We start from the raw sequence: 15,827 nt of genomic DNA on the forward strand, positions 1-15,827 counted from the left end.
TTTTTGAATAGGAGGGATTATTATAAGAATCGCAGTGTATTGCGGATCCGGTTTGGGTAAAAGTCCTATTTATGCAGAGAAAGCTGCAGAGCTTGGTACAGCACTGGCAAAAAACGGTCACGGGGTTGTCTATGGTGGTTCTAAAACAGGCCTAATGGGGAAGGTAGCCGATGCTGTTTTAGCAGCTGGAGGAGAAGTGATTGGTGTGATGCCAACACATTTACAAAAGCGTGAATTGGCCCATGCCTCATTAACAGAAATTCATATTGTAGACTCTATGCATATTCGTAAAGCTAAAATGGCCGAGTTAGCAGATGCTTTTATTGCTCTGCCAGGTGGCGCAGGGACTTTAGATGAATATTTTGAGGTATTTACTTGGGCTCAGATTGGACTTCATACAAAACCTGTCATTTTATATAATGTCCATGGATTCTATGATGCACTTCTACAGCATTTTAAAACAATGCTAGAGGAAGGCTTTATACGTGCAGAGCAAAAGAAGTTCTTACGTGTAGCGGCTACCTCTGAAGGGATTTTACGTTTATTAAAAAAACATGGATGAACATTCTCCATGTTTTTTATCTTGATGCAGCAGGTACACTAACATCTGCTGCAATTACACTGAGGCATAATTAATGTAATATAAAAGTAAAATAATTAAATTTTAAGTAAAAAATTAGTAACGGATGGGGTGTTCTTTATGCATAGTGTAGAGGCTCAAGTAACCGATGATTTAGTAGTACAGGCTATTGAACGCAATATAGCCATTATCCGCTTCGATATGGATAGAAGAGTGGCGTATGTCAATGAACTATTTGCTCAAACATTAGGCTATACAGTGCAGGAAATGCTAGGAAAACATCATAAAGACTTTTGTTTGCCTGATTTCGTTAATAGTATGGAGTACGATAAATTTTGGCGCCACCTAACGGCAGGAAACAGCTATCAGGACAAAATAGAAAGAATTGATGCTAGAGGTAATATAATTTGGCTGGAAGCGACATATATGCCTGTCTTCGCAAATAATACAAGAAAAGTAATAGGTGTATCCAAAATAGCTACCAATATCACCGAACGCCAACATGAGATAGTTAGTGTTGCCGACAAGTTGAAGGGCATGTCTAATAAGCTTTACCAGCGTTCAGAGGCGGGCATTCAAAATAGCCAAGATCTACTAGAAACCATTAAAGTGGTTTCAAAGGAATCAAATGAAAATGTAAGTAATCTTGTACAGCTTCAGAAACAAGCAGATTCTATTAAAGGGATTGTCAAAACTATACAAGAAATTGCCTCACAAACTAATTTATTGGCATTAAATGCAGCTATTGAAGCCGCTAGGGCTGGAGAATATGGTAGAGGTTTTGATGTAGTGGCGAAAGAGGTACGTAAGCTTTCTGTAAGAGTTGAACAATCTATTTCAGAAGTGAAGGATAATGTGGAGGGTATTGAGCGAGAAATTGGTCAGGTGACTGATAGTATTACAAAAATAGCAGAAAAAATAGATAAAACAAATGAACAAATTACTGTCACAGCAAATGACTTTAGTGAAATAGCATCTGCTGCTGAAGCCTTAGACGAGCAATCAAAGCAATTTATTGAAATTATTTAATTCTAATAATGACTACTATTTTCGAGATATATTGAAATAGGATATATTTTTTATTTACAATACTAGTGTAAGTCATTAATCATAATAGGGGTGTTATGTATGACAAAAGTGGAAGTAAGCTTTCAGCATTTACCAACAACAGCTATTTCAGATGCAACTGGCGGGCATACCAATGTGCGAAGTGATATTAAGCCGTTAGCAGACCATTTTAAAGTTGCTGGGCGAGCTGTAACTGTACGTTTACCAGATGGTGAAAATGGGGCAGTTTTGGAAGCGATTAGGGCTGCAAATGAAGGGGATATTTTAGTAATTGATGCAAAAGGAAATACAAACCGAGCTGTTGCTGGAGATTTTGTGATCTCCTTAGCAAAAGGGATAGGTGTACAAGGTTTTGTTGTGGATGGTGTAATCCGTGATATTGCAGCAATTCGCGAATTAAATTTCCCTGTATTTTCGTTGGGCACTACTGTAGCAGCAGGCAATAAAAACGGCGGTGGTCAAGTAAATGTACCGATCGCCATTGGAGGAGTTACGGTTCATCCTGGTGATTATATTATTGGGGATGTGGATGGTGTAATTGTTGTGCCACAGCAAGATGCTGAAAAAATTGCTGTAGCGGCAGAGGCTAAGCTTGAAAAGGATGAAAAACGCGCTCAAGAAGCACATGCCAATGGAAAAGAATCAATTATCGCTTATTTAGATAAAGTGTTAGCAAAATAAAAAAACCCTCACGATGCCATCCAACATCGTGAGGATTTTTTTAAATTACGCTAGATTTTCATTATCATTAAAGTAATTTTTCATCTTTTCTCGATCGAAACGGCCTTCCCATTTAGCCATTACTAATGACGCTAATGAGTTACCAATTACGTTAACAACTGTACGTCCCATATCAAGAATACGGTCAATACCAGCAATGAAGGCTAGTCCCTCAAGTGGAATACCTACAGTACCTAAAGTTGCTAGAAGTACTACGAATGATACGCCTGGTACACCTGCAATACCTTTTGATGTAACCATTAATACAAGCATTAACGTAATTTGTTCACCAATGCTTAGGTGAATACCGTACATTTGTGCAATAAATAATGCTGCAATGGCTTGATATAGTGTTGACCCATCTAAGTTAAAGGAGTAACCGGTAGGTATAACAAAAGATACAATATCCTTTGGCGCCCCTAATTTCTCCATTTTCATCATAATACGTGGTAACACAGCTTCAGAACTTGCTGTTGAGAAGGCTAAAATTAGCTCATCTTTTAATACTTTAATTAAATAGAAGATGCTGATTCCTGCGAATTTTGCCACAAGTCCAAGAACGACAAAGATAAAGAATAGCATTGTTGCATAAACAAGAATTGCTAATTTGGCAAGCGGAACCAGTGAAGCAAACCCATATTTGGAAACGGTTACACCAATTAAACCAAATACCCCTAGTGGCGCGAATTTCATTACGAGGTTTGTTACCCAGAACATAGCATCTGCTACCCCTTGGAAGAAGTCTAAGACTGGTTTCCCTCGATCTCCTACTGCAGCAACCCCTAAACCGAAAATAACTGAGAAGAAGATAATTGCTAGCATATTACCTTCAGCCATTGACTGAATAATATTTGTTGGGACAATGCCTACAATGATATCAAATGGTCCCTCATGCTGAACTTCCTCAGTTGTTGATACATACTTCGAAATATCCCCTTGAGATAATTCATTCATGTTAAGACCTGCACCAGGTTGGAAAATGTTTGCGGAAAGTAATCCAACTACGATTGCAACTGTAGTAATAATCTCAAAGTAAATTATAGATTTCCCGCCTAATCGTCCAAGTTGCTTCATATCTCCAGTACCAGCAACACCAACGATTAATGTCGAAATAATAATCGGTACAACAATCATCTTAATAAGATGTAAAAATATATCCCCTAATGGTTGTAGATATGTCTCAATTTTGGGATTTCCGTAAAAGATACCACCAACAATGATCCCTAAAATCAAACCGATTAAAATCTGAGCGGCTAAACTGACTTTAAATTTCTTTTTCAAATCCTTTGTACCTCCCCTAATATTAAATTTTTAGGACACGCCTTACTTTAATAATACGGAGGACTTATGGAATCCGACAAAATCCGAGAAAATTAATTTACTTTTGTTAAAATGTCTGAATATAACACTTGAATAAACTTCTTAATATTTACCTTTGCTTTACGATTATCGTGATCTTCAATCTGTGTCATGAGCTGACGAATTTCTTTAAAATCAAAGTAGCGAGGGGCATAGTACTCGAATTCTGAGTTTGTGTAATCAACAACCCCTAAATTAGCGAGATTAATCATGGCAGCTAATATTGTACGACGCACACGCTGCTCGATGGCTTTACTCTCTTTTAAAATTTCATCTGGCGTAGCCTTGGTCACAGCTGCAATTTCTTCATAAAGCTCTTTTAATGGAGGAAGGGGGGCAATCTTGTGCTGGTGAGCAAGTAATGTTTCTATAATGGCAATGATATCCTCACTACCAATTTCCCCGACAATCCCCATATCATTCAAAATAGATTGAATATGGTCTCGTGATGTAGCTTTATGAGTCTTTTGTTCACTTAACTCAATATTTGTAAGTGATTGACGTATCACTAATAGTGAATTTTTAAGTCGAAATTGTTCAGTTGTTTTTTTCAAAACATTTTCGACTTCAATACGATTGATTGGTTTATGAATGAAGAAATCAATTCCTTGCTCATATGCTTCGCCAACCATTTCCTTATTCACTACCTGTGAAATCATAATAAATTGTCCCTCAAAACGATTTTGCATAAGTTGTTCCACAGTTGCTATGCCATCAAGCTTAGGCATCAGTAAATCAATAAGCACAAACTCTGGCTGTGTCATTAAAATTTGTGGAATGGCATCCTCACCATTGCGAGCCTCACCAATAACTGTTCCTAACCCGCTATCTTCAATAATTTGCTTTAACATAACACGACTTGCACGATCATCATCTACAATAAAATACCTCATTTAAGTCTCTCCCGTTTGAATAGTTTGCGTAGGAATTATGATTTTAAACGTTGTGTATTGATTGTTTGATTCAACGGTTATTGAGCCTTTTAATTTTTCTACTAGTTCAGCAACATGTGAAAGCCCAATGCCAGTTGCTGCAACACCATCAACATTGAATTTAGTGGTGTATCCAGGTTCAAAAATAACAGAAATATCTGCTTGTGAAATCCCTTGTCCATTATCACATACGGTTATTACAGTATTATCCTCTTGGCGCTCAATAGCAATAGAAATGATCCCTTGCTTTTCAATAGCCTCAACAGCATTGGCTGATAAATTATTTAATAGAGCAAGGAGTGCAATATGATCTTTCGTTTGAAAATCGAAGTCTATACATGTATTAAATTGTATTTCCTTACCGAGTAATTCTGCATATTTCCTATTACCTTCTTCAATATAATGCAATAATTCTGATAATACAAAAGGGCCAAAGCTCTTTTCACCGACAATCTTTGAAATACCAGCATATATCCGTTGAGAATCCTTTTTCACTTCATGGATTTCCTGGGCAATATGAAGTGCTTGTAAACTTTCCGCTCGAAAACCTAGCGTCTTTAACTGACGATATAATTCATAACCACTACCTGTAATTGTTTCAATATGATTCATTGATTTTTTTAAATATAGTGTCTCCACATAGAGATCAGATCCAATATTCAGCATTTCTTGTACTCGTTTTTTTTGTTCAGCTATCAAAATAGAGCTGTAAATCCCTACTACAAAAAAGCTTCGTAATAATGCTACCGCTAATAGGATCAAGAGATCATGGAGAAATAAAAAAGTATATGTTTGGACAAAAAAGCGGAAAATTTGTTCAGCTAAATTACTGATAACCTCACTAAAAGCAACGAGTAAACCAAGTTTTAGTGGTTTTTCTCTGTATTGTTGAATATCTAAAATTTGCAGGCATACTGCAAACAATACATAAAATAAACCAGCTGGTAAATGGTTAAATATACTCTCGGCAATCGGAACATCATGTAATGTCGAATTAATAACCCGAAAAATAGTTGTCACAATACTGGTAGCTACACCGGCTAAAATAATTGGTGTAGGTTTAATTAATGTGCATAAAAAGAAGACAATGGTTCCTAAACCAAAACGGAAAGTTGTATTAGCAAAAGGCATAATTTTAATTTCACTACCTACTGCGGTCATAACAGCAATAATGAAAATCCAAGTAAGGGAAGCACGCGTCATAAGTAATTTCGATTGCAATTCAACAACCTCCCATCATTGATATAATAAAAAATACCACAACCGAGGCGGAAGTGGTATCTAACAAGTAATACATACAATTTGGACAAAAAAAACGGCTACATTCGTAGTCGGAAATTTAAAACTGGAGGAGGTAGAGGGATTCGAACCCCCGCGCGGTGTTACCCGCCTGTCGGTTTTCAAGACCGATCCCTTCAGCCAGACTTGGGTATACCTCCATGTTATATTGCTTTATTGTCTTATCGACAAAAATAAATTTATCATAACTAGAAACGAATGTCAAGATAATTTTTGAAAAAATATATAATGTTTAAATCGTCACTTAGAAATAAATAATTTGTGCATTAAGTTGCATTTTATACAAACAGTCAGTATACTAGTTATTGCCGTGCTAGGTGGGAAGGTAGCGGTGTCCTGTAACTCGCAATCCGCTCTAGCGAGACTGAATTCCTTTTTCGAGGCTGTCCGTATTGTTTGGTCTGCCTTTTGCACGTAGTGTTGACGATTGGGTCCTGCGCAATGGATACCCATGAACCATGTCAGGTCCGGAAGGAAGCAGCATTAAGTGGTCTTATTCATGTGCCGCGGGGTTGCCTAATCTGAGCTAACGACAAGAGTAACGCTTATGTGCGGCTGTCAAGGAAAGGTGCACGGCATTAAATTGCCAATTCAAAGCATCCGTCTATTATAGGCGGATGCTTTTTTATTTTAAATTTAGCATCTTCATTTTCTATATAATGCAGCAAATGCTATAATAAAACTATTCAATTAAATGGAGAAGGAGAGAGGAAATCAGTGACGTATCAAGCATTTTACCGTGTGTATCGACCGCAATCTTTTCGAGAAATGTCTGGTCAAACACATGTCAAAAGAACGCTACAAAATGCTCTCCTAGCAAATAAAACAACACACGCTTACTTGTTTTCTGGGCCCCGTGGTACAGGGAAAACAAGTACTGCTAAAATCTTTGCGAAGGCCTTGAATTGTGAACATGCACCATCGAAAGAGCCTTGTAATGAATGTGCTACATGCATAAGTATTACAGATGGTTCTCATCCAGATGTAATTGAATTTGATGCAGCCTCAAATTCACGTGTTGAAGAGATTAGGGATATCATAGAAAAGGTTCGTTTTGCTCCCGCAAGCAGTAGATATAAGGTGTACATCATAGACGAAGTGCATATGCTTTCTACAAGCGCTTTTAACGCTCTTTTAAAAACGTTGGAAGAACCACCTCCTCATGCTGTGTTTATTTTAGCAACTACAGAGCCTCATAAATTGCCTGCTACGATCATTTCTCGTTGTCAGCGTTTTGATTTTAAACGACTTTCTACTAATGATATTATTGAACGTATGAAGGTTGTTTTGGAAGATATTGACTTGCCATATGAAGAACAAGGTTTAAAGGTGATTGCACAATCAGCCGCAGGGGGAATGCGTGATGCTTTAAGCTTATTGGACCAAGTTGTGTCTTTTAGTGGCGAAAAATTAAAACTTGAGGATACGTTATTAGTTACAGGTTCTATTAGTCAGGATGTTTTTTATGATCTAGCGGAGGCACTTAAAGTAAAAGAGGTTGCGCAAATGCTTGCCCTTTTAGAGCAACTTATAGCTGACGGTAAGGACCCTTTGCGGCTCTCAGAGGATTTAATTACATTTTTCCGCGATTTATTATTACTTCAAACAAGTGATGATTTAGCTGAACTTTTAGAGCTTGTATCTCCTGAGGAACGTGTATTCACTTTAGCACACGAATTTGCACCAAATATGCTTTATGGGTATATTGATATACTGGCAAAGACACAGCAAGAGATGCGTTTCTCTCACCATACCAAAATTTATTTAGAGACGGCTTTGCTTAAAATGGTACAGTTTTCAGGAGGGATAGCCCATCAAACGGTGACTACAAATGAAATGGGAGAAAACCCTGATCTCACTCAAAAAATTGTGGCTCTTGAACAGCTGGTTCAGCAACTATCCTTACAACTGCAAACGGGGACTCCAGTGCAAACGCCGACAGCACAAAAAGAGCAACGGCCCCGAGCTAAAAGTCCGAATGGTTATAAAGCACCTACAGGTCGTATTCAGGAAGTGCTGAAAGATGCCACAAAGCAAGATGTACAACGCATTAAGTCCATTTGGGCGCAGGCCTTAAGTCAAATGCAAAAATCACAATCTGCTCTTTTAGCAGAAGCCGAACCTGTTGCGGCATCTTCAAGTGCTTTTGTGTTAAAATTCAAGTATGATATTCATTGTCAGATGGTTGCCGACAACCAGTCTTTAAAGGCTCACTTTACACAATTAATTGCAGGGCAAACTGGTACAATGTACGAGATGCTATGCATACCAGAAGAATCATGGTTAAAAATGCGTGAAGAGTTTATTCGTGATCATGGTCTGCAGCAAAAGAAATCACAGACTGAATCAGAGCATGGAGAAGAATTATTAGAGCCACCACCGGCAGAAATGCCAGAAGAACCATTTATCGATGATGCCCAACCTCTTGCTTCACAAGATCCACTTGTGACAGAGGCTGAAAAGCTCTTTGGTAAAGATTTTGTTGAAATTATTGAAGATTAAATTTTTAGGAGGAAACATTTATGCGTGGAATGGGAAATATGCAAGGTATGATGAAAAAAATGCAAAAAATGCAAAAGGAAATGATGGAGGCACAAGAAGCTTTAAATGCTGAGCAATTCGAAGGTGTTGCAGGCGGCGGTATGGTGAAAGTAACAGTTTCTGGTCAGCGTGAAGTAGTCTCAGTAAATCTGGATGAATCTGTAGTAGACCCAGAAGACATCGAAATGCTACAAGACCTAATTGTTATTGCAACAAATGAAGCGTTGAAAAAAGTAGAAGAAAAAACAAACTCAACTATGGGTAAATTCACGCAAGGCTTAAACCTTCCATTCTAGGAGGTATTCATATGTACTACCCAGAACCAATATCTAAATTGATCGATAGTTTTATGAAATTGCCAGGTATCGGGCCGAAAACTGCGGCTCGTCTGGCGTTTTTTGTGTTAACAATGAAGGAAGATGATGTATTATCTTTCTCTAAAGCACTGATTGATGCTAAACGAAACCTAAGCTACTGTTCTGTTTGTGGCAATATAACAGATGTAGATCCATGTCACATATGTACAGATAAGCAACGAGATCATTCTATTATTTGTGTTGTACAAGATACAAAAGATGTGATTGCAATGGAAAAAATGCGTGACTACAACGGTATGTACCATGTACTTCAAGGAGCAATTTCACCAATGGATGGTATTGGTCCAGAAGACATTAATGTTGCTTCTTTGCTAGTGCGCTTGCAAGATGAAAGTGTCCAAGAACTTATTTTAGCTACAAATTCAACAATCGAGGGTGAGGCAACCGCTATGTACATTTCTCGCCTTGTCAAACCGTCTGGCATTCGTACAACCCGTATTGCTCATGGATTGCCAGTAGGTGGAGATCTAGAATATGCAGATGAGGTTACGCTATCTAAGGCAATGGAAGGCCGACGCGAGTTATGAGTGAGGGATTAGTATGTTCTTCCGTAGTAAAGGGAAATTAAAAAAAGAATTCGATGATAAGCTTGTGAATCTGATTAAAGAAACAAAAGAGGATTTACAACAGGCAAAGATAATAGAAGAATTAATGGATGATTATGACCTAGGTGTAATTGCTCAACGCAAAACAGCAGAAAGTATTCATTTCTATTTGTTTAAGGAAGCTAGAATTCGTAAGGTATTAATAAAATAGTTCTCTGTAAAATATTCATAGAAGCAAAACAGGAAACATAAACTTTCATAATTATTTAATTGAGGGGGCAACTATATGTCTGGGTTAGTAATTATGAGTATTTGTATTCCTGTCGGGCTTCTTTTTCTTTATGTAATAATAAGACATGCTAAATTGGGTAAAATCTTAGAAGGATTATCGGTGTTCTGGTTTAGATTTGCATTTGCTTTTCTACTATTATTCGTAATCCATTTAGGTATTGGTTATATAGGATATAATGTGCCAATCAATCTGTTTTCGGTCTTAACAATCGCTGTTTTAGGTATTCCTGGTGTCTTAGGAATAACAGCTTTAATATTTATTTTATAAAAGGCTTGCAATATAAAAAGATTATGGTATAGTTATAAAAGTCGCTAATACAACTGATTGAAACGGAAAATAATTTTAAAATTACTGTTGACACAGTTTGTGGCGTGTGGTATTATATAAGAGTTGCTGCTGAAACAGCAGTGAACGATATGAACCTTGAAAACTGAACAAGCAAAACGTAATCAATAAAGTTTTAAGTAGCTAGTTTTGCTAGTGAACGAAACACAATTTTGGACATCAAACATGATGCCAGCAAAACAATTTGAGCTAATCAAATTTCTTTTATGGAGAGTTTGATCCTGGCTCAGGACGAACGCTGGCGGCGTGCCTAATACATGCAAGTCGAGCGAACAGAAAAGGAGCTTGCTCCTTTGACGTTAGCGGCGGACGGGTGAGTAACACGTGGGCAACCTACCCTATAGTTTGGGATAACTCCGGGAAACCGGGGCTAATACCGAATAATCTCTTTTGCTTCATGGTGAAAGACTGAAAGACGGTTTCGGCTGTCGCTATAGGATGGGCCCGCGGCGCATTAGCTAGTTGGTGAGGTAACGGCTCACCAAGGCGACGATGCGTAGCCGACCTGAGAGGGTGATCGGCCACACTGGGACTGAGACACGGCCCAGACTCCTACGGGAGGCAGCAGTAGGGAATCTTCCACAATGGGCGAAAGCCTGATGGAGCAACGCCGCGTGAGTGAAGAAGGTTTTCGGATCGTAAAACTCTGTTGTAAGGGAAGAACAAGTACAGTAGTAACTGGCTGTACCTTGACGGTACCTTATTAGAAAGCCACGGCTAACTACGTGCCAGCAGCCGCGGTAATACGTAGGTGGCAAGCGTTGTCCGGAATTATTGGGCGTAAAGCGCGCGCAGGCGGTCCTTTAAGTCTGATGTGAAAGCCCACGGCTCAACCGTGGAGGGTCATTGGAAACTGGGGGACTTGAGTGCAGAAGAGGAAAGTGGAATTCCAAGTGTAGCGGTGAAATGCGTAGAGATTTGGAGGAACACCAGTGGCGAAGGCGACTTTCTGGTCTGTAACTGACGCTGAGGCGCGAAAGCGTGGGGAGCAAACAGGATTAGATACCCTGGTAGTCCACGCCGTAAACGATGAGTGCTAAGTGTTAGGGGGTTTCCGCCCCTTAGTGCTGCAGCTAACGCATTAAGCACTCCGCCTGGGGAGTACGGTCGCAAGACTGAAACTCAAAGGAATTGACGGGGGCCCGCACAAGCGGTGGAGCATGTGGTTTAATTCGAAGCAACGCGAAGAACCTTACCAGGTCTTGACATCCCGTTGACCACTGTAGAGATATAGTTTCCCCTTCGGGGGCAACGGTGACAGGTGGTGCATGGTTGTCGTCAGCTCGTGTCGTGAGATGTTGGGTTAAGTCCCGCAACGAGCGCAACCCTTGATCTTAGTTGCCATCATTTAGTTGGGCACTCTAAGGTGACTGCCGGTGACAAACCGGAGGAAGGTGGGGATGACGTCAAATCATCATGCCCCTTATGACCTGGGCTACACACGTGCTACAATGGACGATACAAACGGTTGCCAACTCGCGAGAGGGAGCTAATCCGATAAAGTCGTTCTCAGTTCGGATTGTAGGCTGCAACTCGCCTACATGAAGCCGGAATCGCTAGTAATCGCGGATCAGCATGCCGCGGTGAATACGTTCCCGGGCCTTGTACACACCGCCCGTCACACCACGAGAGTTTGTAACACCCGAAGTCGGTGAGGTAACCTTTTGGAGCCAGCCGCCGAAGGTGGGATAGATGATTGGGGTGAAGTCGTAACAAGGTAGCCGTATCGGAAGGTGCGGCTGGATCACCTCCTTTCTAAGGATTATTTCGGAATACAAACCTTGGGTTTGTAAGATTACGTTTTGCGTTCAGTTTTGAAGGTTCATTCTATCTGAATGAAACACTTCAAAACTTGTTCTTTGAAAACTGGATAAAACGACATTGAAATTGTAACAAACACATTTATTTTTTAAGTTTTTTATAGGCTTAATAACTTGGTTAAGTTATTAAGGGCGCACGGCGAATGCCTTGGCACTAGGAGCCGAAGAAGGACGGCACTAACACCGATATGCTTCGGGGAGCTGTAAGTGAGCTTTGATCCGGAGATTTCCGAATGGGGGAACCCACTACGTTTAATCGCGTAGTATCTTGACGTGAATACATAGCGTCTTGAAGGCAGACCCAGGGAACTGAAACATCTAAGTACCTGGAGGAAGAGAAAGAAAAATCGATTCCCTGAGTAGCGGCGAGCGAAACGGGAAGAGCCCAAACCAAGAGGCTTGCCTCTTGGGGTTGTAGGACACTCTATACGGAGTTACAAAAGAGCGAGTTAGATGAAGCGACTTGGAAAGGTCCGCCAGAGCAGGTAAAAGCCCTGTAGTCGAAAGTTCGTTCTCTCCTGAGTGGATCCTGAGTACGGCGGAACACGTGAAATTCCGTCGGAATCCGGGAGGACCATCTCCCAAGGCTAAATACTACCTAGTGACCGATAGTGAACCAGTACCGTGAGGGAAAGGTGAAAAGCACCCCGGAAGGGGAGTGAAAGAGATCCTGAAACCGTGTGCCTACAAGTAGTTAGAGCCCGTTAATGGGTGATAGCGTGCCTTTTGTAGAATGAACCGGCGAGTTACGATTACGTGCAAGGTTAAGCTTTAGAAGGCGGAGCCGCAGCGAAAGCGAGTCTGAATAGGGCGAAATAGTACGTGGTCGTAGACCCGAAACCAGGTGATCTACCCATGTCCAGGGTGAAGGTGAGGTAACACTTACTGGAGGCCCGAACCCACGCACGTTGAAAAGTGCGGGGATGAGGTGTGGGTAGCGGAGAAATTCCAATCGAACTTGGAGATAGCTGGTTCTCTCCGAAATAGCTTTAGGGCTAGCCTCGTGATGAGAATACTGGAGGTAGAGCACTGTTTGGACTAGGGGGCCATCCCGGTTTACCGAATTCAGACAAACTCCGAATGCCAGATATTTATACACGGGAGTCAGACTGCGAGTGATAAGATCCGTAGTCAAAAGGGAAACAGCCCAGACCACCAGCTAAGGTCCCAAAGTAATCGTTAAGTGGAAAAGGATGTGGCGTTGCACAGACAACCAGGATGTTGGCTTAGAAGCAGCCATCATTTAAAGAGTGCGTAATAGCTCACTGGTCGAGTGACGCTGCGCCGAAAATGTATCGGGGCTAAACGATTCACCGAAGCTGTGGATTGACATCTACGATGTCAGTGGTAGGAGAGCGTTCTAAGTGCGTTGAAGTCAGATCGGAAGGACTGGTGGAGCGCTTAGAAGTGAGAATGCCGGTATGAGTAGCGAAAGACGGGTGAGAATCCCGTCCACCGTATGACTAAGGTTTCCTGAGGAAGGCTCGTCCGCTCAGGGTTAGTCGGGACCTAAGCCGAGGCCGATAGGCGTAGGCGATGGACAACAGGTTGATATTCCTGTACCACCTCCTCACCGTTTGAGAAATGGGGGGACGCAGTAGGATAGGGTAAGCGCGCCGTTGGTTGTGCGCGTCCAAGCAGTAAGGCGTGTGTGTAGGCAAATCCGCACACTGTAACGTTGAGCTGTGATGGCGAGTCCGTATGGACGAAGTTCCTGATTTCACACTGCCAAGAAAAGCCTCTATCGAGGTGAGAGGTGCCCGTACCGCAAACCGACACAGGTAGTCGAGGAGAGAATCCTAAGGTGTGCGAGAGAACTCTCGTTAAGGAACTCGGCAAAATGACCCCGTAACTTCGGGAGAAGGGGTGCTCTTGAGCGTGCAAGCGCATGAGAGCCGCAGTGAATAGGCCCAGGCGACTGTTTAGCAAAAACACAGGTCTCTGCAAAACCGTAAGGTGACGTATAGGGGCTGACGCCTGCCCGGTGCTGGAAGGTTAAGAGGAGTGGTTAGCGCAAGCGAAGCTGCGAATTGAAGCCCCAGTAAACGGCGGCCGTAACTATAACGGTCCTAAGGTAGCGAAATTCCTTGTCGGGTAAGTTCCGACCCGCACGAAAGGCGTAACGATCTGGGCACTGTCTCAACGAGAGACTCGGTGAAATTATAGTACCTGTGAAGATGCAGGTTACCCGCGACAGGACGGAAAGACCCCGTGGAGCTTTACTGTAGCCTGATATTGAATTTTGGTACAACTTGTACAGGATAGGTAGGAGCCAGAGATCTCGGAGCGCCAGCTTCGAAGGAGGCGTCGGTGGGATACTACCCTGGTTGTATTGAAATTCTAACCCATGCCCCTTAGCGGGGCAGGAGACAGTGTCAGGCGGACAGTTTGACTGGGGCGGTCGCCTCCTAAAAGGTAACGGAGGCGCCCAAAGGTTCCCTCAGAATGGTTGGAAATCATTCGTAGAGTGTAAAGGCACAAGGGAGCTTGACTGCGAGACCTACAAGTCGAGCAGGGTCGAAAGACGGGCTTAGTGATCCGGTGGTTCCGCATGGAAGGGCCATCGCTCAACGGATAAAAGCTACCCCGGGGATAACAGGCTTATCTCCCCCAAGAGTCCACATCGACGGGGAGGTTTGGCACCTCGATGTCGGCTCATCGCATCCTGGGGCTGTAGTCGGTCCCAAGGGTTGGGCTGTTCGCCCATTAAAGCGGTACGCGAGCTGGGTTCAGAACGTCGTGAGACAGTTCGGTCCCTATCCGTCGTGGGCGTAGGAAATTTGAGAGGAGCTGTCCTTAGTACGAGAGGACCGGGATGGACACACCGCTGGTGTACCAGTTGTCTTGCCAAAGGCATCGCTGGGTAGCTATGTGTGGACGGGATAAGTGCTGAAAGCATCTAAGCATGAAGCCCCCCTCAAGATGAGATTTCCCATTACGCAAGTAAGTAAGATCCCTCAAAGACGATGAGGTAGATAGGTTCGAGGTGGAAGTGTGGTGACACATGGAGCTGACGAATACTAATCGATCGAGGACTTAACCAAAACGTTTGAAACATTTTGTGCCGTTTATCCAGTTTTGAAAGAATAAATCTTTCAATTAAATACAAAGTCTAGTGATGATGGCAAAGAGGTCACACCCGTTCCCATACCGAACACGGAAGTTAAGCTCTTTAGCGCCGATGGTAGTTGGGGGCTTCCCCCTGTGAGAGTAGGACGTCGCTAGGCAGAAAAGTAACCACTGAGAAATCAGTGGTTTTTTTGTATGTTTTGAAATCTAGAAAATGTTAAAGTTTAATAGAGTGATCAAAATATTCAAAGGGGTGCAATGGAATGGCAACAGGACAATATAGTAAGGTAATCAATGTACAGAAAAATAAATTAGAGGGTTTTATTCATAATAAGGAACAATGGGCTGTTTTAATACCAGGTTACTTACATCACGAATTACTAAATGAAGACGATATGATCTGGGTCTTCCAAGGAGACTTTGGTATAATTCAGAAAGCTGTTAAAGTAAAACTTAAAGTAAACAATTCAGATGCTCATCAAATACAGTTTGATTTAGAGGGTTTATCTGATCCTATAAATGGTAATGGTTCTTTTGAAATCATACAAAATCAAAATGAATCACCACAACTGACTGGTAATTTAACAATGAAAGCAAGTGGATTTTTAGCAGGAATGATGAATCCAGTATTAGATAATTTTGTACCTGGGTTGACTGAGCAATTAGTGGAAGCAATGGCCATTCAAGCATTACAAGACTAGTTATATGAAAATAAGTGGTGAGCCGATTATTACAGATAACAGCAATAATCGGTTTTATTTTAATAAGCAACTCTTATTGCTACAAAAATGATGGTTTAGGTATAGATGACTCTTTTTTTGGGTGAGGCGTCAACGATAATGACATCAAGCTGTGATTAACTTTGATGAAAAGGTTTGTT

At 41.5% G+C, this 15,827-nt stretch carries 12 protein-coding genes, 1 tRNA gene, 3 rRNA genes and 1 other RNA gene; 13 read left to right on the plus strand and 4 right to left on the minus strand.

Annotated elements, in window-relative coordinates; all coding sequences use genetic code 11:
• The first annotated feature begins 19 nt into the window (after positions 1–19).
• The 3 genes from MKY76_RS00265 to MKY76_RS00275 all read left to right on the plus strand — a co-directional run bounded on the left by MKY76_RS00265 (position 20) and on the right by MKY76_RS00275 (position 2,329).
• A complete protein-coding gene (locus tag MKY76_RS00265) occupies positions 20–562 on the plus strand; it encodes a TIGR00730 family Rossman fold protein (RefSeq protein ID WP_198510743.1) in 543 nt (180 codons plus the stop codon).
• A 138-nt stretch (positions 563–700) separates the two neighbouring features.
• Positions 701–1,609: a methyl-accepting chemotaxis protein gene (locus tag MKY76_RS00270; RefSeq protein ID WP_016995248.1), complete on the plus strand. Its 909-nt coding sequence runs from the start codon at positions 701–703 to the stop codon at positions 1,607–1,609.
• Positions 1,610–1,708: 99 nt separating this feature from the next.
• Positions 1,709–2,329, plus strand: coding sequence for an RraA family protein (locus MKY76_RS00275; RefSeq protein WP_048391009.1), 621 nt, complete (start codon positions 1,709–1,711; stop codon positions 2,327–2,329).
• 45 nt (positions 2,330–2,374) lie between these two features.
• Here the strand turns inward: MKY76_RS00275 and MKY76_RS00280 are convergent, their stop codons facing one another.
• From MKY76_RS00280 to MKY76_RS00295, 4 genes are all read right to left on the minus strand, one after another.
• Positions 2,375–3,649: a cation:dicarboxylase symporter family transporter gene (locus MKY76_RS00280; RefSeq protein ID WP_016995246.1), complete on the minus strand. Its 1,275-nt coding sequence runs from the start codon at positions 3,647–3,649 to the stop codon at positions 2,375–2,377.
• 92 nt (positions 3,650–3,741) lie between these two features.
• Complete coding sequence (locus MKY76_RS00285) at positions 3,742–4,620, minus strand: response regulator (protein WP_048391012.1); 879 nt, start codon at positions 4,618–4,620, stop codon at positions 3,742–3,744.
• Complete coding sequence (locus MKY76_RS00290; protein WP_328012820.1) at positions 4,621–5,880, minus strand: ATP-binding protein; 1,260 nt, start codon at positions 5,878–5,880, stop codon at positions 4,621–4,623. It abuts the gene before it with no gap.
• Between the two features lie 125 nt (positions 5,881–6,005).
• A tRNA-Ser gene (locus MKY76_RS00295) sits at positions 6,006–6,098 on the minus strand.
• A gap of 168 nt (positions 6,099–6,266) precedes the next feature.
• On the opposite strand from MKY76_RS00295, the gene ffs reads away from it, so the two are divergent.
• The 10 genes from ffs (at position 6,267) to MKY76_RS00345 (ending at position 15,648) form a co-directional block, all read left to right on the plus strand.
• An RNA gene (ffs, locus tag MKY76_RS00300) (signal recognition particle sRNA large type) lies at positions 6,267–6,534 on the plus strand.
• A gap of 141 nt (positions 6,535–6,675) precedes the next feature.
• Positions 6,676–8,460 carry a DNA polymerase III subunit gamma/tau gene (dnaX, locus tag MKY76_RS00305; RefSeq protein ID WP_342557244.1) on the plus strand — a complete coding sequence of 595 codons (1,785 nt, stop codon included), beginning with the start codon at positions 6,676–6,678 and terminating at the stop codon, positions 8,458–8,460.
• A gap of 20 nt (positions 8,461–8,480) precedes the next feature.
• On the plus strand, positions 8,481–8,795 hold the full coding sequence (locus tag MKY76_RS00310; protein WP_004233957.1) for a YbaB/EbfC family nucleoid-associated protein: 315 nt from the start codon (positions 8,481–8,483) through the stop codon (positions 8,793–8,795).
• Positions 8,796–8,806: 11 nt separating this feature from the next.
• Positions 8,807–9,403: a recombination mediator RecR gene (recR, locus tag MKY76_RS00315; RefSeq protein ID WP_048391017.1), complete on the plus strand. Its 597-nt coding sequence runs from the start codon at positions 8,807–8,809 to the stop codon at positions 9,401–9,403.
• 13 nt (positions 9,404–9,416) lie between these two features.
• Positions 9,417–9,632, plus strand: a complete 216-nt coding sequence (locus MKY76_RS00320; RefSeq protein ID WP_004233954.1) for a YaaL family protein — start codon at positions 9,417–9,419, stop codon at positions 9,630–9,632.
• A 75-nt stretch (positions 9,633–9,707) separates the two neighbouring features.
• The gene (locus MKY76_RS00325; RefSeq protein ID WP_048391019.1) at positions 9,708–9,980 is read left to right on the plus strand and encodes a pro-sigmaK processing inhibitor BofA family protein; all 273 of its coding nucleotides are present in this window, start codon (positions 9,708–9,710) and stop codon (positions 9,978–9,980) included.
• Between the two features lie 281 nt (positions 9,981–10,261).
• Positions 10,262–11,813 (plus strand): 16S ribosomal RNA (locus MKY76_RS00330).
• Between the two features lie 181 nt (positions 11,814–11,994).
• Positions 11,995–14,922, plus strand: a 23S ribosomal RNA gene (locus MKY76_RS00335).
• Positions 14,923–14,989: 67 nt separating this feature from the next.
• A 5S ribosomal RNA gene (gene rrf / locus MKY76_RS00340) occupies positions 14,990–15,105 on the plus strand.
• The 16S, 23S and 5S rRNA genes sit together here, the layout of an rRNA operon.
• A gap of 105 nt (positions 15,106–15,210) precedes the next feature.
• On the plus strand, positions 15,211–15,648 hold the full coding sequence (locus MKY76_RS00345; protein ID WP_342557245.1) for an SRPBCC domain-containing protein: 438 nt from the start codon (positions 15,211–15,213) through the stop codon (positions 15,646–15,648).
• Positions 15,649–15,827 lie beyond the last annotated feature (179 nt).

Origin of the sequence: Lysinibacillus sp. FSL P4-0201, from assembly GCF_038593425.1 — a bacterium.
Classification (GTDB): Bacteria; Bacillota; Bacilli; order Bacillales_A; family Planococcaceae; genus Lysinibacillus; species Lysinibacillus capsici.